General features: G+C 66.8%; 18 protein-coding genes. 13 read left to right on the plus strand and 5 right to left on the minus strand.

All coding sequences use genetic code 11. The features are described from left to right. Nucleotides 1-19 precede the first annotated feature (19 nt). A complete protein-coding gene (locus tag RD110_RS06270) occupies nucleotides 20-946 on the plus strand; it encodes a LysR family transcriptional regulator (protein WP_204250032.1) in 927 nt (308 codons plus the stop codon). A 160-nt stretch (nucleotides 947-1,106) separates the two neighbouring features. Here the strand turns inward: RD110_RS06270 and groL are convergent, their stop codons facing one another. Next, a complete protein-coding gene (gene groL, locus RD110_RS06275) occupies nucleotides 1,107-2,762 on the minus strand; it encodes a chaperonin GroEL (protein WP_076197709.1) in 1,656 nt (551 codons plus the stop codon). A gap of 47 nt (nucleotides 2,763-2,809) precedes the next feature. Continuing rightward, nucleotides 2,810-3,100, minus strand: a complete 291-nt coding sequence (locus RD110_RS06280; RefSeq protein WP_076197711.1) for a co-chaperone GroES — start codon at nucleotides 3,098-3,100, stop codon at nucleotides 2,810-2,812. 481 nt (nucleotides 3,101-3,581) lie between these two features. Between RD110_RS06280 and RD110_RS06285 the strand changes: the two genes are divergently transcribed. From RD110_RS06285 to RD110_RS06300, 5 genes are all read left to right on the plus strand, one after another. Continuing rightward, nucleotides 3,582-4,661 (plus strand): D-alanyl-D-alanine carboxypeptidase family protein, encoded by a 1,080-nt coding sequence (locus tag RD110_RS06285; protein ID WP_076197723.1) that lies wholly within the window; start codon nucleotides 3,582-3,584, stop codon nucleotides 4,659-4,661. A gap of 44 nt (nucleotides 4,662-4,705) precedes the next feature. Then, nucleotides 4,706-5,440, plus strand: a complete 735-nt coding sequence (locus RD110_RS06290) for a DUF72 domain-containing protein (protein WP_076197725.1) — start codon at nucleotides 4,706-4,708, stop codon at nucleotides 5,438-5,440. 178 nt (nucleotides 5,441-5,618) lie between these two features. Continuing rightward, nucleotides 5,619-7,460, plus strand: coding sequence for an EAL domain-containing protein (locus tag RD110_RS06295; protein ID WP_083686122.1), 1,842 nt, complete (start codon nucleotides 5,619-5,621; stop codon nucleotides 7,458-7,460). A gap of 109 nt (nucleotides 7,461-7,569) precedes the next feature. Next, nucleotides 7,570-7,698 (plus strand): hypothetical protein, encoded by a 129-nt coding sequence (locus RD110_RS28805; RefSeq protein ID WP_275425863.1) that lies wholly within the window; start codon nucleotides 7,570-7,572, stop codon nucleotides 7,696-7,698. 251 nt (nucleotides 7,699-7,949) lie between these two features. Continuing rightward, nucleotides 7,950-9,131: an esterase-like activity of phytase family protein gene (locus tag RD110_RS06300; RefSeq protein ID WP_076197727.1), complete on the plus strand. Its 1,182-nt coding sequence runs from the start codon at nucleotides 7,950-7,952 to the stop codon at nucleotides 9,129-9,131. A 19-nt stretch (nucleotides 9,132-9,150) separates the two neighbouring features. On the opposite strand, the gene trhA is transcribed toward RD110_RS06300, so the two are convergent. Then, nucleotides 9,151-9,771 (minus strand): PAQR family membrane homeostasis protein TrhA, encoded by a 621-nt coding sequence (gene trhA / locus RD110_RS06305; protein ID WP_076197728.1) that lies wholly within the window; start codon nucleotides 9,769-9,771, stop codon nucleotides 9,151-9,153. 179 nt (nucleotides 9,772-9,950) lie between these two features. Between trhA and RD110_RS06310 the strand changes: the two genes are divergently transcribed. The 6 genes from RD110_RS06310 to RD110_RS06335 all read left to right on the plus strand — a co-directional run bounded on the left by RD110_RS06310 (nucleotide 9,951) and on the right by RD110_RS06335 (nucleotide 15,695). After that, on the plus strand, nucleotides 9,951-10,949 hold the full coding sequence (locus tag RD110_RS06310; RefSeq protein WP_076197730.1) for a LacI family DNA-binding transcriptional regulator: 999 nt from the start codon (nucleotides 9,951-9,953) through the stop codon (nucleotides 10,947-10,949). A 52-nt stretch (nucleotides 10,950-11,001) separates the two neighbouring features. Beyond that, nucleotides 11,002-12,015, plus strand: coding sequence for an ABC transporter substrate-binding protein (locus RD110_RS06315; RefSeq protein ID WP_076197732.1), 1,014 nt, complete (start codon nucleotides 11,002-11,004; stop codon nucleotides 12,013-12,015). Between the two features lie 157 nt (nucleotides 12,016-12,172). After that, entirely contained in the window at nucleotides 12,173-13,000 is an 828-nt protein-coding gene (locus RD110_RS06320) for an ABC transporter permease (protein ID WP_076197734.1), read from the plus strand. Nucleotides 13,001-13,004: 4 nt separating this feature from the next. Continuing rightward, complete coding sequence (locus RD110_RS06325) at nucleotides 13,005-13,808, plus strand: ABC transporter permease (protein WP_076197736.1); 804 nt, start codon at nucleotides 13,005-13,007, stop codon at nucleotides 13,806-13,808. Further along, complete coding sequence (locus RD110_RS06330; protein ID WP_076197738.1) at nucleotides 13,798-14,856, plus strand: ABC transporter ATP-binding protein; 1,059 nt, start codon at nucleotides 13,798-13,800, stop codon at nucleotides 14,854-14,856. The genes RD110_RS06325 and RD110_RS06330 overlap by 11 nt, the downstream gene beginning before the upstream one ends. A 14-nt stretch (nucleotides 14,857-14,870) precedes the next feature. Further along, a complete protein-coding gene (locus RD110_RS06335; RefSeq protein ID WP_076197740.1) occupies nucleotides 14,871-15,695 on the plus strand; it encodes a phosphodiesterase in 825 nt (274 codons plus the stop codon). A 59-nt stretch (nucleotides 15,696-15,754) separates the two neighbouring features. Here the strand turns inward: RD110_RS06335 and RD110_RS06340 are convergent, their stop codons facing one another. After that, the gene (locus tag RD110_RS06340) at nucleotides 15,755-16,444 is read right to left on the minus strand and encodes a P-loop NTPase family protein (RefSeq protein ID WP_076197742.1); all 690 of its coding nucleotides are present in this window, start codon (nucleotides 16,442-16,444) and stop codon (nucleotides 15,755-15,757) included. A gap of 165 nt (nucleotides 16,445-16,609) precedes the next feature. Between RD110_RS06340 and RD110_RS06345 the strand changes: the two genes are divergently transcribed. Further along, complete coding sequence (locus RD110_RS06345) at nucleotides 16,610-17,653, plus strand: NAD(P)H-dependent flavin oxidoreductase (RefSeq protein WP_076197744.1); 1,044 nt, start codon at nucleotides 16,610-16,612, stop codon at nucleotides 17,651-17,653. A gap of 2 nt (nucleotides 17,654-17,655) precedes the next feature. On the opposite strand, the gene RD110_RS06350 is transcribed toward RD110_RS06345, so the two are convergent. After that, nucleotides 17,656-18,876 carry an AI-2E family transporter gene (locus tag RD110_RS06350; RefSeq protein WP_083686123.1) on the minus strand — a complete coding sequence of 407 codons (1,221 nt, stop codon included), beginning with the start codon at nucleotides 18,874-18,876 and terminating at the stop codon, nucleotides 17,656-17,658. Nucleotides 18,877-18,947: the final 71 nt, after the last annotated feature.

Here is an 18,947-nt window from a genome sequence, read left to right on the forward strand (position 1 = left end):
AAATGATCCGACCCCCTCCATGCCCGCCGAACGCACCGACCACACCCTGCTGCTGCGCCTGAAGACCCGCCAGTTGCTGCTGCTGACGGCGCTCGATGCGCAGCGCAACCTCGGCCGCGCGGCCTTGGCGATGCACATGAGCCAGCCCGCGGCGACCAAGTTGCTGCAGCAGTTGGAGGAAACCATGGGCGCGACGCTGTTCACGCGCCAGGCGCGCGGCATGGCGCCCACGGCGATGGGCGAGGTGCTGGTGCGTTACGCCAAACAGGTGCTCACCGATTTCGGCACGGTGCGCCACGAAATGACGGCGCTGCAGGCCGGCCTGTCCGGCGTGCTGCGCATCGGCAGCGTGCCCGGCGCCGTGCCCGAACTGGTGGCGCCGTCGCTCATCGAATACAAGCGCAACCATCCCAGGGTGGCGGTGTCGGTGATGGTCGAGACCAGCAACGTGATGCTGGCGCTGCTGGGCCGTGGCGAGGTCGACCTGATGCTGGGTCGACTCACACCCGGCAACGACGCCGATGCCTACCGCTGCACGCTGCTGCTGGGTGAATCGCAAGTCGTGGTGGCGCGCGCGGCGCATCCGCTGTTCGACCGGCCCACGCTCGCACTCGCCGACCTGGTCGATTGGCCGTGGATCCTGCAGCCACCAGGCTCGCCGCAACGCGGCCATTTCGAAGCCGCACTGCACCAGGCGGGCCTGAACCCGCGCCTCGACATCACCGAAACCGCCTCCGCCATCGCCATCACGGCCCTGCTCGAAATCTCCGACATGCTCGCCGTCATGCCGCATTCCCAGGCCGAGCACTACGCGCGCCTGGGCGTGCTACGTGTCGTGCCGCTCGCGCTACCCGTCAACGTGCCGCCGATCTACCTGGTCACACGCATCGACCGCGTGCTCTCACCGGCGGCCACGGCTTACGTCCAACAGTTGACCCCCAAATAGAAAAAGCCCCGCAGCTTTCGCCACGGGGCTTCCAAATCATCACGGCGGTATCGGCCACCCCTTCCAGGACAACCGCGGAACCGGCTCCGCCGGGCCGCAGGTTGTGCCCCCTGCAAGGGGGTGGGCGCTACACGCAGTGAGCAACCTGGGGGTGAGCCACTTACATGCCCATGCCGCCCATGCCACCCATGCCGCCCATGTCAGGCATGCCGCCGCCGCCGGCGCCGGATTCTTCCTTCGGTGCTTCGGCGACCATGGCTTCGGTCGTCAGCAGCAGGGAAGACACGGAAGCTGCGTTTTGCAGGGCCGTACGCGTCACCTTGGTCGGGTCCAGAATGCCGAGCTCCAGCATGTCGCCGTAGCTGTCGTTGGCAGCGTTGAAGCCGAAGTTGCCCTTGCCGGCCAACACGGCGTTCACCACCACCGAGGCTTCGCCGCCGGCGTTGTTGACGATCTCGCGCAGAGGCGCTTCGATGGCCTTCAGGACCAGCTTGATACCGGCTTCCTGATCAGCGTTCTCGCCCTTGATCGAGGTGCCGACAGCTTGCTTGGCGCGCAGCAGAGCCACGCCACCACCAGCCACGACGCCTTCTTCCACGGCAGCGCGGGTAGCGTGCAGTGCATCTTCGACGCGGGCCTTCTTTTCCTTCATTTCGACTTCGGTGGCAGCGCCGACCTTGATCACGGCCACACCGCCGGCCAGCTTGGCCACGCGTTCTTGCAGCTTTTCACGGTCGTAGTCGCTGGTCGCTTCTTCGATCTGCACGCGGATTTGCTTCACGCGGGCTTCGATGTCGGCAGCGGCGCCGGAACCGTCGATGATGATGGTGTTTTCCTTGCCCACTTCGATGCGCTTGGCTTGGCCGAGGTCGGCCAGCGTCACTTTTTCGAGCGTCAGGCCGACTTCTTCAGCGATGACCTTGCCGCCCGTCAGGATGGCGATGTCTTCCAGCATGGCCTTGCGGCGGTCGCCGAAACCAGGTGCCTTGACAGCCACGACCTTCAGGATGCCGCGGATGGTGTTCACGACCAGCGTCGCCAGGGCTTCGCCTTCGACTTCTTCGGCAATGATCAGCAGCGGACGGCCCGACTTGGCAACTTGTTCCAGGGTCGGCAGCAGATCGCGGATGTTGCTGATCTTCTTGTCGTACAGCAGCACGAAAGGATTGTCGAGCAGCGCGGATTGCTTTTCGGGATTGTTGATGAAGTAGGGCGACAGGTAGCCGCGGTCGAATTGCATGCCTTCGACGACGTCGAGTTCGCTGTCCAGCGACTTGCCGTCTTCGACGGTGATCACGCCTTCCTTGCCGACCTTGTCCATCGCGTCAGCGATCAGCTTGCCGATGGTTTCGTCGCTGTTGGCCGAGATCGAGCCAACTTGCGCGATTTCCTTGGAGGTGGTGGTGGGCTTGGAAGCCTTCTTCAGCTCTTCGACCAGGGCCGTGACGGCCTTGTCGATACCGCGCTTCAGGTCCATCGGGTTCATGCCGGCGGCGACCAGCTTGAAGCCTTCGCGCACGATGGCCTGGGCCAGGACGGTCGCGGTCGTGGTGCCGTCACCAGCGTTGTCGCTGGTCTTGGAAGCCACTTCCTTCACGAGCTGGGCGCCCATGTTCTGCAGCTTGTCCTTGAGTTCGATTTCCTTGGCCACGGACACACCGTCCTTGGTCACGGTAGGGGCGCCGAACGAGCGTTCCAGAACCACGTTGCGACCCTTGGGGCCGAGGGTGACCTTGACCGCGTTGGCCAGGATGTTCACGCCTTCGATCATGCGTGCGCGGGCTTCACCGCCGAAGACTACGTCTTTTGCTGCCATGTTGAATTCTCCAGAAATTTAAAAATAGGGACGGAAGGAAAAGCGGATTACTTTTCGACGACTGCGAACAGGTCGTCTTCCTTCATGACCAGCAGTTCGTCGCCGCCGACCTTGACGGTCTGGCCGCTGTACTTGCCGAACAGGACGCGGTCGCCGACCTTGACGGTCAGAGCAGCCAGTTCACCCTTGTCGTTGCGCTTGCCCGGGCCGACGGCCAGGACTTCGCCTTGATCGGGCTTTTCGGCGGCTGCGTCGGGGATGACGATGCCGGAGGCGGTCTTGGTTTCGCTGTCAACACGCTTGACGATCACGCGATCTGCCAGAGGACGAAGGTTCATTGCATCTCCTAAAATTGGAACGGAAGAGTTGAATCAGTCGGCGCCGACCCGGGCCGGCGCGTCTTAATGGCGTGGGGAGGGTGTTAGCACTCATCCCCAACGAGTGCTAATGATAAGGCCAAGTTGGTCAGTTTCAAGACAACGGCGCTAAATCGGCCGAGAATTTACCGTCGGATTTCAGCCAGCGCTGAACTCCAGGGCGACAACGGCGACCCTTTTCATCGTTCTCGGCCATCGTGCCGCCACCGCTCCCGCTGACGAAAATCTCCTCTGCGCGCGAAAGCGGGGGTACGCTGCGCCACAATGCTTGGTCATGACCTTGAATCCCATGCAATCCACAAAATTCTCCCTTCTGCCTCTCGTATTCGCCATCGCCGCAGCCACCCTGGTGCCCAGTTCGGCGACTTTTGCCGCTGATCGCCACGCAGCCAAGCCTGCCGCGCACAAAAAGTCCGTATCCACGGCGCCAGCACCTGAGCCATTGGCCGGGCAATCTGCCGTTGCCACCGGCGCGCCGGCCATCCCGGCCAAGGCCTGGCTGTTGATGGACTTCGACTCCGGCGAGGTGCTGGCCTCGGCCAACCCCGATGAACCGTTGCCGCCCGCGTCACTGACCAAGATGATGACCAGCTTCCTGGTTGAGCAGGCCCTTCGCTCGGGCAAGCTCAAAAAGGAGGATCTGGTTTCGGTCAGCGAGAATGCCTGGTGCCGCGGTTCGAGCACCGAGTCCTGCATGTACCTGCCGCTGAACAGCCAGGCCACGGTGATCGACATCCTGCGCGGCATCGTCATCCAGTCGGGCAACGACGCCTCCAAGGCGATTGCCGAGCACATGGCTGGCTCCGAAGAGGGCTTCGCCAAACTGATGAACGCCGAAGCCAAGCGCCTCGGGATGACGCACACGAATTTCGTGAACGCCACAGGCCTGCCCGACCCGGCGCACAAGTCGTCTGCCCGCGATCTCGCCATCCTCGCGCGGGCGATCATTCGCGACAGTGCCGACTACTACCCGCTCTATGCCGAACGCGAGTTCAAGTACAACGGCATCAAGCAAGGCAACCGCAATGCCTTGCTCTACACGGACCCCACGGTGGATGGCCTGAAGACGGGGCACACCGAGGAAGCGGGCTACTGCCTGGTGACTTCGTCCAAGCGCAACGACATGCGCCTCATCACGGTCATCCTCAACACCAACAGCGCCAAGGCGCGAGCCGACGAGTCCCGCAAGCTGCTGGGTTGGGGATTCAGCCAGTTCGAGAAGGCCACCCCGATTCAGCCGAACGCCGTGGTCACGAATGCCAAGGTCAGCTTTGGCAAGGCCGACACCGTCGCCGCGGGCCTCGGGGCTCCATGGACGTTGACCGTGCCGCGCGGCCAGAAATTGCAGACCTCGGTGCAGGTCAAGCCAGACCTGGAGGCGCCGGTGGCCAAGGGTGCCGTGATCGGCAAGGTGATCGCAGAATCGAACGGCAAGCCGATTGGCGAAACGCCGCTCATCGCGCAGGCGGACGTGGAGCGCGCGGGCTTCATCCAGCGCATGTGGCAGCGCCTGGTCAAGTAACCCGGGATCGCCCCGAAGGGGCCTCCGCCAGGACGGCGGCCGGGGTGGTTGCGGGCACGGCGGGCTGGAGCGTTCCGCGGGCGCTCGCCGAAGATTTTCCCGGCGACGGCAGCCATCTGGCGCGTTATGCCCGCGTGCTGGACTGCGCCGAGATCAATACCTCCTTCTACCGCAGCCACCGGCCCGAGGTGTATGCCCGTTGGGCCGCGCAGACACCACCCGGTTTCCGATTCGCCGTCAAGCTGCCGCGCGCCGTCACGCACGACCAACGTCTGCGGGGCGCGCGCGCCCCGCTGGAGCGCTTCAAGGCGGAAGTGACCGGGCTGGGGGACCGGCTGGGCGTGCTGCTGGTTCAATTGCCGCCTTCGCTGGCCTACGAGGCCAGGCCGGTTCGTACCTTCTTTGACCTGCTTGCCGGCCTGTTCGAGACGTCGGTCGTTTGCGAACCGCGTCACCTCAGCTGGTTCGAACCGGCTGCGGACCGAATGCTGGTGAAGCTGCGGGTGGGCCGTGTCGCCGCCGATCCCGCGCGCTGTCCGGCGGCCGCAGTCCCCGGCGGCTGGCTGGGGCCGGCCGGTGACGGCGCCGGTGCCGTGCTCTACCACCGCTGGCACGGGTCGCCCCGCATCTATTACTCGGCCTACGGCGATGCGTGGCTGCGGGCGCAGGCGGAGCAGCTGCAACGCTGGCCGGCGTCGGCCGAGCGCTGGTGCATCTTCGACAACACCGCATCCGGCGCGGCGGCCTCCGACGCCCTGCGGCTGCGTCGCTGTATGTGACAGTGGCCGTGACGGTCACGCCACTGTCACGTGGCTGACGTCCAATGGACCTCCCATTACCGGCGGATGCCATGCCCCACACAGAGATGCGGTTGAGGTTGATCTCGAGGCGCGAAGCCCACCTGCGTGAGCCTGCCTGCGGCCGCGCGAGCGCCTCGCCCACGGGCGCGAAGGCCTGATGCGCGCCGATCCATCGGTGGACGGCCCGTCCCAGGCCCGCACAGCCACCGACACGCCGGCGCTGGCCAGCATCGGCGCCAGGCTGCGGCTGCGCACCGGCGAACTCGGCAGGCTGCTCCAGGCAAATGCGCTGGCACCCGTGTTTCAGCCGATCGCGCAGGTCGAGAACGGCGCGATCTATGCGCACGAGGCCTTGATCCGCGGCCCGGTCGGCAGCTTGCTCCATGCCCCGGACGCGCTGTTCCGGCTGGCGCGCGAGCAGGACGTGGTGACCGAATTCGAGTTGCACTGCGTCGAGTTGACGCTGGCCACCTGGAGCCGGCTGAACCAGCCGGGCCGGCTGTTCGTCAACATCAGTGCGGACGCCCTGGTCCACGTGGTCCACCGGCGCGGGCGCAACTGGCTGACGGATTACCTGCGTGGCTTCGGCATCTCGCCGCGCATGCTGGTGTTCGAGCTCACCGAGCATGAGCGGGTTTCCGACCTGGGCGCGCTGTTGCGTGTCGGCGAGGAAGTGCGCTTCGCGGGGGCGTCGCTGGCGCTGGACGATTTCGGCGATGGCCGCTCGAGCCTGCGCCTGTGGTCCGAACTGCGGCCCGATTACGTCAAGATCGACAAATACTTTAGCAAGGACATCAGCCTGCATGCGGACAAGCTGCAGACCCTGCGTGCGCTCAAGCAGATCGCCGTGGTCTTCGGCACGGTGCTGGTGGCCGAAGGCATCGAGACCGAGGACGATCTGCGTGTGTTGCGCGATCTGGCCATCGGGCACGGGCAGGGCTACTTCCTGGGCCGGCCCGAGGCGTTTCCACGCGCGCAGATCCTCGAGGCCGCGCTCGGCGCCCTGAACGACCAGCGCGTCACCGTGCTGCCGGAGCTCAAGCGCGCGTCGCATGCCGGGCGGCTGTCCAAACTATCGATCATCCATGCGCCCACCGTCGCACCGGACACGGTCAACAACGAAGTGGAAGCCATCTTCAACGCCGACCCGGGCCTGCACGCGGTGGCGGTGGTGGACGACGGCCGGCCGGTGGCGATCGTGAACCGCCAATCCTTCATGCAGCATTACGCCCAGCAGTTCTTCAAGGAGATTTTCGGTCGCAAGCCCTGCCTGGTGCATGCCAATCCCGCGCCGCGCCTGATCGAGAGCGAGCACGACGTGGACGACCTGGTCGGCATCCTGACCTCGCAGGACCAGCGCTACCTGGTGGATGGCTTCATCGTGACCAACAATGGCCGCTACGTGGGCCTCGGCACCGGCGAGCAACTGGTGCGCTCGGTGACGGAGGTGCGGCTGGAGGCGGCGCGCCACGCGAACCCGCTCACCTTCCTGCCGGGCAACATCCCGATCAGCGAACACATCGACCGGCTGCTGCAGGGCGGCGCCGAATTCGTGGCCTGCTACGCCGACCTCAACAGCTTCAAGCCGTTCAACGACCACTACGGCTACTGGCGCGGCGACGAGATGATCCGGCTGGTGGCCAAGGTCGTCGTGGCCCACTGCGATGCGCAGCGCGACTTCGTCGGCCACGTGGGCGGCGACGATTTCGTGATCCTGTTCCAGAGCAGCGACTGGCAGCCGCGCTGCGAGCGCATCGTGGACGAATTCAAGCTGCTGGCCCTGTCGCTGTTCGACGATGCGGCCAGGCAGCTCGGCGGCATCGAGGCCGAGGACCGCGATGGCGTCATGCGGTTCTTTCCCTGCTCCACGCTGTCCATCGGTGCGGTGCGCATCCGCAGAGGCCAGTGCGCGAACGCGGAAGAGGTGGCCACGCTGGCCGCGCTGGCCAAGCACGACGCCAAACGCGCGGGCGCGGGTCTGCTGGTCCACGGGGCATGAATCCAAGGCGGGTTGTCATCCCGCTTTCAGGAAGGCATGCGATGGTCTGCGCCTTGTACGGCTCGTGCCGGGTGGATCCTTCGAAACCGGCGCTCAAGCAGGTGCTTCCTTGACGACAGCTATCCAACGCGGCGCGTCCAGTGGCCTGGGCCGCCGCCTTCTCGCAGATGCCTACCGCTTCCAGTCCATCGGTGCGGTGACCGCCGTCACGCAGGAACGACCCGCGGCATCGGCCTGATCAGCACCGCCGTGTCCGGTCTCGAAAACGTCACGCACGAAATGCCGCGCTGGTCGAGCAGTCCGCCGCCGCAGCGCAGAGCCTGCGCAGCCAGGCCAGCGATCTCAATGGGCAGATCGGGCGGTCGGAATTGCCGGGTGAGCCCGCGGTGCTACACAGGGAACCAGCCGGGCCATGCTGATCGCGGCCTGACCCGTTGCAGGCACGCACACTGACACACTGGTTTCACGGGCGAGGTGAACACTGGCCTGATGACCAAAACACCAGCCCTCACCCAGATCAGGTTCCCCGTCCTCGCCATCGCATTCGCTTCGGTGGTGCTCACCGCCTGCGGCGGTTCGGATGAAGCCGAACGCTCAGTCACCTCGCTGCGACTGATCGGCCAACAGGTCCTGCCGCGACGCACCGAGTTCCAGGGCACGGTGATCGGCGGACTTTCGGGTATCGACTACGACGCCGCGAACGGCCGTTACGTGCTGATCTCCGACGACCGCACGACGACCGATTCGGCTTCCGCGCCGCGTTTCTACACCGCCTCGCTGAGCTTCGACCTGAACACCTTCAGCGCCGTGCAGTTCCTGTCGACGACGACCATGAAGCAGCCGGGCGGCACGGTGTTTCCCAAGGTGCCGGATGCGCGTGTCGCCGATCCGGAAAGCATCCGCGTCGATCCGGTGAACGCCAATCTGGTCTGGGCGAGCGAGGGTGACCGGACGCTGACCAGCGTGCCGACGCGCATCATCGATCCCTTCGTGCGCGAGATGAAGCCCGACGGCAGTTATGTGCGCGACTACAGCGTTCCCGGCATGTTCCGCATGTCCGCGGCCGACACCGGGCCGCGTGGCAACCTGGTGTTCGAGGGCCTGGCCTTCACGCCCGACAAGAAGCAATTGCTGGTGGCCACGGAAGGTGCGCTCTTTGCCGATGGCGCCACGCCGACGGTGGACGCCGGGTCGGTTTCGCGCTTCACGGTGTTTGACCGTGGCACCGGCAACGCGGTAGCCCAATACGCCTATCCGATCGACAGGATCCAGGCCACGCCGGTGCCGGCCACGGCGTTCTCGGTCAATGGCCCCACCGAGGTCCTGGCGATCACCAATTCAAAATTCCTCGTGCTGGAGCGCAGCTTCTCGGTCGGCGTGGAGGGTAACCAGATCCGCCTGTACGAGATCGACCTTGCGGGCGCCAGCGATGTCCTTGGTGTGCCGGCACTGGCGGGGGCAAGCTACAAGCCGTTGAGCAAGCGGCTCGTGTTGAACTTCGAGACGCTGAAGGCACAACTGGGCGGCATTGCCAACCTGGAAGGCCTCACGTTCGGCCCGAGACTGGCGAACGGCCACGACTCGCTGGTGGTGGTGGCGGACGACAATTTCCCGACCGCCGATTCGACGACGGACCGCAATCAGATCCTGGTGTTCGAGGTTCTGCCCTGAAGATGGCGGGGTGGCCGCTTCATGCGCGCCACAGTTTCAGCGTGAAGGCCAGGGCAACGTAATGGCTGATGGTGCCGGCTACCACGAACAGGTGCCACATGCCGTGTGCATGCGCCCAGCCGGCGCGGTTGCGGTAGAAGTAGGTGCCCGCGCTGTAGAAGGCCGCGCCCGCCAGCAGCCACGCGGTGCCGGCGTTGCCCAGCCGCGAGGCGAAAGACAGGGCGCCAAACACGCACAACCAGCCCAGGCCCACGTACAGCCAGAGCGTCGGGCGGCGTGAACCGGCCATTTCCCGTGCGGCGCCGATGGTGGCGCACAGCCACACGACACACAGGAAGAAGCCTTCCGTGGCGCCTTGGCGCACCGGCAGCGCAAATGCGGTGTAGCTGCCGGCGATCAGCATGAAGATGGCTGCATGGTCGGCGCGCTGCCACCATTGCTTGCGGGCCCCACGGCTGCTGTGGAACAGCAACGAGGCCACATACAGCGCCGCACTCGACGCCGCGAAAGCCCCCACCCCCGCCATCTCGGTGGCCGTGCCGGTGCGCCATACGTGATCGAACAAGGCCGCGGCCGCAGCCAGCACCGCGGCCAGGCCGAGCAGATGGCTGTAGCTGTTGAAGCGTTCTCCGTGGTACATGGTGCGCCACTACACCACGCCTGTGCTGCAAGGCTGTGACGCACGCCTTTCGGTTTGCCGTGCGCCCTTGAAGAGCGGGATGTCATGAACGCGTCACATCGGCACGTTCCAATGGAAAACGTTTTCCAGATCTTCTTCCTGACTTTCATGACCTTGCCCATGTGCGCAGACCGAACCCGATGAGTATCCAGACCGTTGCCCGAGAAGCAGGCGTGTCGATCGCCACCGTATCGCGCGTCTTCAACCTGCCAGGCCGTGTCGCCAGCGAAACGCGCGAACACGTGGAGCGCGTCGCCCTGGCCCTGGGTTATGCGCCAAACGCCAGCGCGCGCACGTTGCGCACCCACCGCAGCCGCGCGCTGGGAGTGGTGCTGCCCACGCTGCTCAACCCGGTGTTCGCCGAATGCCTGGAGGGCATCGCCAGCGCCGCCACGGAAGCGGGATATTCGATCCAGCCGCTGACCACCGAATACAGCATCGAGCGCGAGAACCACGCCGTGGGCACGCTGATCGCCCATGGCGTGGACGGCATGGTGATGGTGGCGTCCAATCCCGGCACATCGGCCGCGTTGAGGCGGGTGGTCGCCGCAGGCACGCCCTACGTGCTGGCGTACAACCGCCACGAGGCCCATCCCTGCGTGTCGGTCGACGGCGAGGCTGCGGTGGCCGCGCTGGTGGAGCGCCTTGCCGCCGTGGGCCACCGGCGCATCGCGCTCGTGACCGGCCAGCTCGCGGCGTCGGACCGCGCACAACAGCGTTGCCGCGGCTTTCGGCTGGCGATGCGGCAGGCCGGGCTCGATGCCTCGCGCATTCTCGAAGTGCCGTTCGTGCAGACCGCCATCGAGCAGATCCGTGCCCTGTTGCAGGACACGGCCGTGCCCCGGCCCAGCGCACTGGTCTGCTCCAACGATCTGCTGGCCATCCGCAGCCTGCGCGCCGCGCATCTGGCCGGCCTGGCCGTGCCGCGGGACCTGAGCGTGATCGGCTTCGACGGCATCGCGCTCGGGGAAGACCTCACGCCCGTGCTCAGCAGCATCACGCAGCCCAATACCGAGATCGGCCGGTGCGGCGTCGCGCTGCTGCTGCAGGCGATGGCCGATGGCCTGCCGCTCACACCCGCATCCAGCCTCACGCTGGCGCACGGCTTTCGGGCCGGCGAATCTTTCGCGCCCGCTTGAGGCGCCACGCATTTCCCATCATCCATCCAACCATCCACCAAGGAGTTTCAACATGCGAGTCCAACTCAAACAATTCGGCCGCCAGGCCGTCCTGGCGCTTGGCCTGCTGGCCGGTACCGCGGCCATGGCCCAGACCGCCATCTGCTACAACTGCCCGCCCGAATGGGCCGATTGGGGCACGCAGCTGCGCGCCATCAAGGAAAAGACCGGCGTCACCGTGCCGCCGGACAACAAGAACTCGGGCCAGTCGCTGGCGCAGATGACGGCCGAGAAGGCCAGCCCCGTGGCCGACGTGACCTACGTCGGCGTGACCTTCGCGATCCAGGCGCAGAAAGACGGCCTCGTCGCCGCCTACAAGCCCGCCCACTGGAACGACATCCCCGATGGCCTGAAGGACCCCCAGGGCCACTGGTTCACGATCCATTCGGGCACCCTGGGCTTCATGGTCAACGTGGATGCGCTCAAGGGCAAGCCGGTGCCGCAGTCCTGGGCCGACCTGCTCAAGCCCGACTACAAGGGCCTGATCGGTTACCTCGATCCGGCTTCCGCCTTCGTCGGCTACGTGGGCGCGGTCGCGGTGAACCAGGCACGCGGCGGCAGCATGGACAACTTCACGCCCGCCATCGACTACTTCAAGGCGCTGCAGAAGAACGAGCCCATCGTGCCCAAGCAGACCTCGTACGCGCGCATGCTGTCCGGCGAGATCGCCATCCTGCTGGACTACGACTTCAACGCCTACCGCGCCAAATACAAGGACAAGGCCAACGTGCAGTTCGTGATCCCGGCCGAAGGCACGGTGGTCGTGCCCTACGTCATGAGCCTGGTGGCCAACGCACCGCACGCCGACAACGCCCGCAAGGTGCTCGACTTCGTGCTGTCCGACGAGGGCCAGGCCCTCTGGGCCAACGCCTACCTGCGCCCGGTGCGCGCCAGCGCCATCTCGCGCGAGGCGCAATCGCGTTTCCTGCCGGCCAGCGACTACGCCCGCGCCAAGCCGGTGGACTACGGCCGCATGGCCGCGGCGCAGAAGGCCTTCTCCGACCGCTACCTCAAGGAAGCGCAGTAAGCGTCTGGATGGCGTCAGCGCTGTCCAGCCAAACCTTCAACCCCGTTCGCACCGAGCCTGTCGAAGTGCCGTCGCACAAGCCCAGAGCTTCGACCAGCGCAGCCAGAACGGATTCCCAACGATCGAACCGGACGGCGCTTCGCGCTTCCCTATCGCCATGCGCCTTCTGCCTTATTTCTCTTCACCGAACCGCCTGCTGCTGGCCTGCGCCGCGCCGGCGGCGGCCTTCTTCACCGCGTTCTGGCTGTTGCCAGTGGTGCAACTGATCGTGCTGCCGTCGCGCACCGGCGCCAGCACCTATTTCGCCGTGCTCGGCAACCCGCGCTACCTGCAAAGCCTGCTGCAGACCGTCGGCCTGTCGATCGTGGTCACCCTGGCCACGCTGCTGCTCGGCGCCGCGGTCGGCATCACACTGGCACGGTACCGGTTCCGCGGGCGGCAACTGCTGCTGTCGTTGCTGACGCTGCCGCTGTCCTTTCCCGGCGTGATCGTCGGCTTCTTCATGATCCTGCTCGGCGGCCGCCAGGGGCTGGTGGCCGATCTGAGCGAGGCCATGGGCTGGGGCCGTACCACCTTCGCGTATGGGCTCACCGGCCTGTTCCTGGCCTACCTGTATTTTTCGCTGCCGCGCGCCATCGCGACCTACACCGCCGCGGCCGGTGCGATGGACGCGCAGCTGGAGGAAGCCGCGCGGTCGCTCGGCGCCTCGCGGTGGCGGGTGGCGCGCGACGTGTGGCTGCCCGAACTCGGCCCGACCACGCTGGCCTGCGGCGCCATCGTGTTCGCCACCGCCATGGGCGCCTTCGGCACCGCGTTCACGCTGGCGAGCAAGTTCGAAGTGCTGCCCATCACCATCTACAACGAGTTCACCAACTATGCCAACTTCGCGCTGGCGGCCAGCCTGTCGATCACGCTGGGGCTGATCACCTGGCTGGTGCTGTTCGTGGCGCGCCGCCTCCCCGGCGCCGTCGCGGTGGGGGCCTGAAGCGATGCGATCGAACCCCAGGTTTCCCTTGCCCTTGCCCTTGCTGGCGCTGACGGCGCTGGTCGTCGCGTTCATGCTGGTGCCCATCGGGCTGTCGGTGCTGGCCGGCCTCGTCAACAACTACAGCGCGGGCCTCAAGAGCGGGCTCACGCTGCGCTGGCTCGGCGAGGTGTGGGAGCAATACGGCGGCACCGTCGGCTGGTCGCTGGCGCTGGCCGCGATGTCGGTGGCCGGCAACCTCGTGATCGGCGTGCCGTGTGCCTATGCGCTGGCGCGCAGCCGGTCGCGGGCGGCCCGCCTCTTCGAGGAACTGCTCACGTTGCCGGTGGCCGTGCCCGGCCTGGCCACGGCGCTGGCGCTGATCCTGACCTACGGCACGCTGCAGGGCTTCCGGCAAAGCTTCGGCTTCATCCTGGTGGGCCACATGGTGTTCACCTTGCCCTTCATGGTGCGCACCGTGGGCTCGGCCTTCCAGCGGCACGAGCTGCTCGCGCTGGAGGAGGCCGCGCGTTCATTGGGTGCGAGCTTCGGCCAGCGTTTCCTCGGCGTGCTGGTGCCGGCGGTGCTGCCGGCCATCGTCGCCGGCAGCCTCATGGTGTTCACGCTGTCGGTCGGCGAGTTCAACCTCACCTGGATGCTGCATACGCCGCTCACGCGGACGCTGCCGGTGGGGCTGGCCGACAGCTATGCCTCGGCGCGCATCGAGATCGGCTCGGCCTACACCCTGGTCTTCCTGCTCGTCATCCTGCCCGTGCTCTGGCTGCTGCAGGCCGTGGGCAACTTCATCGAAAGAAAACATGGAATTTGAACGTACCCGCGTCGACGTCGTCGACTGCGCCAAGACTTATGCCGACGGCACGCGCGGCCTGCACCCGACCTCGCTGGTGGTCGAGCCCGGAGAGATCCTGGCGCTGCTCGGGCCTTCGGGCTGCGGCAAGACCACGCTGCTGCGCCTCATCGCGGGGCTGGAGACGGCCGACGTCGGCAGCCGGCTCCTGTTCGGCGGCACGGACGTGACGGCCACGCCGATCGAGCGGCGCGGCGTCGGCATGGTGTTCCAGCACTACGCCTTGTTTCCCCAGATGACGGTGGCCGCCAACATCGCCTATGGCCTGCGCATCCGCGGCACGGCCGAGGCCGAGTGCCGGCGTGCCGTGGGCGAACTCATCGAACTCGTGCGCCTGCAGGGGCTCGAACAAAGGCGGCCGGCCGAACTCTCCGGCGGCCAGCGCCAGCGGGTGGCCCTGGCTCGGGCCATCGCCGTGCGTCCGCGCGTGCTGCTGCTGGACGAGCCGCTGACCGCGCTCGACGCCAAGCTCAAGGCTTCGCTGCGCGACGAACTCGCCGAACTGCTGCGCCGGCTGCACATCACCACCGTGCATGTGACGCACGACCAGCACGAGGCCATGGCCATCGCCGACCGGCTGGCGGTGATGCAGGCCGGACGCATCGTCGAGACGGGCGACGGCGAAACGCTGTACCGCCATCCGCGGCATGCCTTCGTCGCCAGCTTCCTGGGCAGCGTGAACCGGCTGTCGCGCAGCCCCGAGGAATGCGCCCGCCATGTGGTCACGCTGGGTGGCGCCGATTTCGCTTGCCGTGCGGACTGGGGCGCAAAATCCACAGTGTTGGCGCGGCCCGAGGATGTGGAAGTTGGCCCGCTCGCGCCCGGCTGGGGCTGGGCGCAGGTGCTGCGCCGCAGCTTTCTCGGCGAGCGCGTCCGACTGAGCCTGGGGGTCGAGGGCCGGGCGGCGCTGACCGCCGACGCTGACCGCGACCATCCAGCGCGCCAGGGCGACGTGGTGGGCATCCGCATCCGGCCCGAGCGCCTGATTCCGTGTACCGAAGAGGCCTGAACCGGAGCGACGACATGCCCACTTTTCTTCTTCAACTCAGCGACCTGCACATCCGTGAACCGGGTCGGCTGGCTTATGGCCGCATCGACACGGCTCCTTTCCTCGCCCAGGCGGTCGCCCGCATCCGCCGCCTGCCGCAGCAGCCGGATGCGGTGGTGGTCACCGGCGATCTCACCGACTTCGGCCGCGACGCCGAATACGCGCACCTGCAGGCCTTGCTCGCGCCGCTGGCGATGCCGGTCTATCTGATGCCGGGCAACCACGACGACCGTGCCCGGCTGCGCGCCGGATTCGCCGACCACACCTACCTCGGCACCGAGGGTTTCGTGCAATACAGCGTGGCCATCGGCGGCCTGCAATTGCTCGCGCTGGACACCGTGGTGCCCGGTGCGAGCGAAGGCGGCTTGTGCGAAGAGCGGTTGGACTGGCTCGCGACGCAACTCGATGCGCACCGCGACCGCCCCGTGGTCATCGCCATGCACCACCCGCCGTTTCGCACGCTGATCGGCCACATGGACGAGATTGGCCTGCTGCACGGCGCACAGGCGCTGGAGGCGCTGGTGGCGCGGCATCCGAATGTGGAGCGCATCATCTGCGGCCATCTGCACCGCAGCATCCAGGTGCGTTTCGGCGGCAGCATCGCCGCTACCGCGCCATCGCCGGCGCACCAGGTGCAGCTGGACCTGGCACCCGACGCCGCTTCGGCCTGGACGCTGGAGCCGCCCGGCTTTGTGGTCCATGCGCTGGAAGCCGGTGGCCGGCTGGTGAGCCACACGGTGGCCAGCGGCGACTACGGGCCGGCCTATCCGTTTCACGAGGAGGGCGCGCTCATCGATTGAGGGGAGTGGTTGTCAGGCGCCCCTGCCGTACCCTCATCGCGCAGGGCTGCGTGCCGGCTTCAGACCCCGACGCTGTCGAGCTCGCCGTACACGTCCTTCAGCCACATCTTCACGCGCTGGCGGTCCATCAGGCCGAGGCCGCCGCTATCCTGGGCCGTCTTGGCCTTCCAGAAGCTGCTGCTGCCGGCGTCGATCTTGTTGATCACGCCTTCGTTGAGCTTCTTCAGCGAAACGATCTTGGCGCCCATCTCCTGCGCCCGCGCCTGCTGGCCCGAGGCTTCGAGGGCCGAGAAGTCGTTGCCGCGCACCTGGTTGCGCACCAGCACGTACTGCACGTTCGGGCCGAAGCGGTCGAGCAGTTTCTCGAGCAGGTCGACGGAGTCGCGGCCTGAATCCATCACGTGCCAGTAGAAGATGCGCAGGCCGAGTTCGCCGGCCATCTCGACCACACCGGCGTCGTCCATCCATTGCACCAGCGGCGCATGGGTCTGCGCCGCCAGGTCGACGAGGATGCGGCGGTCGGGCACTTCGGCCGCGGCCTCGACCACCACGTCGAGCGCTTCCTGGCCTTCCATCACCACCGGCGAGGCATAACCGGCGTAGAAACGCATCAGCGCCGGGTGCGATCGGTCGGTGTCGAAGCCGAGGAACGGGATCTCACGGTCGATCATGTATTGCGCCAACACGCGCGAGGTCAGAGATTTACCGACGCCGCCCTTTTCGCCGCCGATGAAGTGGATGTTTGCCATCTGTAAGTCCGTTGTTTGAAAATGAAGGATTGTGCGCGGTTGCCAAACCGCGGAGCAAAAGCCGGCGGAGCCGCTGTCAGGTGGCCTTGCAAATTGTGTGCCCCTGGCATGGCATTTTGATGGCGTGTCTGTCCAAAATCGCAACCGGATACTTCAGGAGACGCTATGAACTCGACCTTCGGGCTTTTCGGCACCCGCCTGCCCATTCTCCAGGCGCCGATGGCCGGCGTGCAGGGCAGTGCCCTGGCCATCGCCGTTGGCCAAGCCGGCGGGCTCGGTGCGTTGCCCGCGGCCATGCTGAGCCTGGACGTGCTGCGCGAGGAACTCGCGCGCATCCAAGCCGGTACGGATGCGCCGTACAACGTCAACTTCTTCTGCCACACGCCGCCCACGCCCGATGCGGCGCGCGACGAGGCCTGGCGCGTGGCGCTGCAGCCGTATTACGACGAGGCCGGGTTGTCCGCCGAAGTGCCGCCGGGCGCCGGCCGCGCACCGTTCAGCGCCGAGGCGGCGGACGTGCTGGAGGCGTTCAGGCCCGCGGTCGTGAGCTTCCATTTCGGGTTGCCCGCGGACGATCTGCTGGCCCGTGTGCGCGGCTGGGGCAGCAGGATCATTGCGTCGGCGACGACGGTGGACGAAGCCCTGTGGCTCGAGGCCAAGGGGGTGGATGCAGTGATTGCCCAGGGGCTGGAGGCGGGTGGCCACCGCGGCATGTTCCTGACCCGCGATCTCACCACCCAGGTCGGCACTTTCGCCTTGCTGCCGCAGCTCGTGCGCGCGGTGAAGGTGCCCGTGATCGCCGCCGGCGGCATCGTCGATGCCTCGGGCGTGGCGGCGGCCATGGCGCTGGGCGCTGCCGGCGTGCAGGTCGGCACGGCTTACCTGTGCTGTACCGAGGCGACCACCAGCGCGCTGCACCGCAGGATTCTGCAAAGCCCGGCTGCGCGCCACACCGCGCTCACCAGGCTGTTCACCGGTGCGCCGGCCCGCGGCATCGTCAACCGGCTGATGCGGGAAATCGGTCCGATGAGCGAGGCGGCTCCGGCGTTTCCGTTGGCCACGGCCCGCATCGCGCCGCTGCGTGCCCATTTCGAAAAGCAGGGCAGCGGCGATTTCTCGCCGCTGTGGTCAGGGCAGAACGCCAGCGCCTGCCGCGAGGTTTCGGCGGCCGAGATCACGCGCGAATTGGCGGCCGGTCTGCCCGACTGAGTTCAGGCGCCCAGGAATTCACCGATCGGTTTGAGGTCGTCCACGCGGTCGCACACCGCCTTGACCACCATCAGCAGCGGCACGCCCAGCAGCAGGCCCCACACGCCCCAGAGCCAGCCGAAGGCGATCACGCCGACGAAGATCGCCACCGGGTTGAGCGAACTCGCGCGGCTGGTGAGCCAGGGCGTGACCAGGGTGCCGGCGATGCTGTGGATCAGCAGCGAGGTGCCCGCGACCAGCAGCGCCATGTCGGCCGTGCCGAATTGCAGGAACGCCACCAGCGATGCTCCCGCCGCCGCGGCGGCAGAACCCACGTAGGGCACGAGCCGGAACACCGCGCCGATGATGCCCCACACGGCCGCGTTCTCCAGGCCCATGGCCCAGAACGCCAGGCCGGTGGCCACGCCGGCCAGCGCGCTGATGAAGACGTGCATCAGCAGGAACCGCTGGATCTGCTGCGTGATCTCATTGAGCGCCTGCACCGTGACCTTGCGCTTGGCCAGGGTCGGCCCGGCCACGCGCACCAGCTTGCGCCGGAAGGTGTCGCCGGCCACGAGCAGGAAAAACGTCATGAACAGCACCAGCAGACCCTGGCCCAGCAGGCTGGCGAGGCCGACGGTGCCGGTCCACAGGTAGTCCTTGAAGCTGAAGCGTGAACCCTCGATGCGCACGCGCGACACGTTGCGGCTGCCATCGGCGCGGCCGCCGTTGGCCACTTGTTCCAGCTGGTCGGCAGCCTTCTGCACGGTCTGCAGCGCGCTCTTCTTGTCGCCGGTGCGCGTCTCGGCCACTTCCTTCATTTTCTGGACCGCCAGTGGCAGGGCTTCGATCAGGCGGCTGGTGTCGCCGCTGAGCGAATAGGCCGTGGCGCCCAAGCCGAAGACGATGCCGAGCAGCAGCGCTGCCGCGCCGAGCACGCGCGGCACATGCCAGCGCTGCAGGAAGTCCACCACCGGCGACAGCGCGTAACTCATGAGCAAGCCGAGCAGCAGCGGGATGAAGACCGCGCTGGCCCAGTGCAGCAGATAGACGCCCGCGACCATCGCGATGAACATCAGCGCGAAACTGCGGATGTCCACCGGCAGGTGCGCCACCGGGAACGTGGTGGTGGCTTCCTCGCCGGTTCGCACGGGCAGCTCGGCCTTGGCAATCACCTCGGCGGTGCCTGGGAGGGGATCAGGCGGGAGCTCGGAGGCAAGGGCGGGAACGCCGGGGCTGGACATGGACGGAACTCCGAATCAGAAGGAAAGCAAAGGGCGGACACAAGAACGCATCGTCACCTTAACCGGTCGGG

The sequence above is a fragment of the Rhodoferax koreense genome (assembly GCF_001955695.1).
In the GTDB taxonomy this organism is placed as follows: Bacteria; Pseudomonadota; Gammaproteobacteria; order Burkholderiales; family Burkholderiaceae_C; genus Rhodoferax_B; species Rhodoferax_B koreensis.

Bases quoted from the DNA above. Each gene is read 5' to 3' on its own strand.
- RD110_RS06280 (WP_076197711.1), bottom strand. From the start codon at position 3,100: ATGAACCTTCGTCCTCTGGCAGATCGCGTGATCGTCAAGCGTGTTGAC.
- RD110_RS06335 (WP_076197740.1), top strand. From the start codon at position 14,871: ATGCCCACTTTTCTTCTTCAACTCAGCGACCTGCACATCCGTGAACCG.
- RD110_RS06350 (WP_083686123.1), bottom strand. From the start codon at position 18,876: ATGTCCAGCCCCGGCGTTCCCGCCCTTGCCTCCGAGCTCCCGCCTGAT.
- RD110_RS06295 (WP_083686122.1), top strand. From the start codon at position 5,619: ATGCGCGCCGATCCATCGGTGGACGGCCCGTCCCAGGCCCGCACAGCC.
- RD110_RS06270 (WP_204250032.1), top strand. From the start codon at position 20: ATGCCCGCCGAACGCACCGACCACACCCTGCTGCTGCGCCTGAAGACC.
- RD110_RS06340 (WP_076197742.1), bottom strand. From the start codon at position 16,444: ATGGCAAACATCCACTTCATCGGCGGCGAAAAGGGCGGCGTCGGTAAA.
- RD110_RS06330 (WP_076197738.1), top strand. From the start codon at position 13,798: ATGGAATTTGAACGTACCCGCGTCGACGTCGTCGACTGCGCCAAGACT.
- RD110_RS06300 (WP_076197727.1), top strand. From the start codon at position 7,950: ATGACCAAAACACCAGCCCTCACCCAGATCAGGTTCCCCGTCCTCGCC.
- RD110_RS06320 (WP_076197734.1), top strand. From the start codon at position 12,173: ATGCGCCTTCTGCCTTATTTCTCTTCACCGAACCGCCTGCTGCTGGCC.
- groL (WP_076197709.1), bottom strand. From the start codon at position 2,762: ATGGCAGCAAAAGACGTAGTCTTCGGCGGTGAAGCCCGCGCACGCATG.
- RD110_RS06345 (WP_076197744.1), top strand. From the start codon at position 16,610: ATGAACTCGACCTTCGGGCTTTTCGGCACCCGCCTGCCCATTCTCCAG.
- RD110_RS06315 (WP_076197732.1), top strand. From the start codon at position 11,002: ATGCGAGTCCAACTCAAACAATTCGGCCGCCAGGCCGTCCTGGCGCTT.
- RD110_RS06325 (WP_076197736.1), top strand. From the start codon at position 13,005: ATGCGATCGAACCCCAGGTTTCCCTTGCCCTTGCCCTTGCTGGCGCTG.
- RD110_RS06310 (WP_076197730.1), top strand. From the start codon at position 9,951: ATGAGTATCCAGACCGTTGCCCGAGAAGCAGGCGTGTCGATCGCCACC.
- trhA (WP_076197728.1), bottom strand. From the start codon at position 9,771: ATGTACCACGGAGAACGCTTCAACAGCTACAGCCATCTGCTCGGCCTG.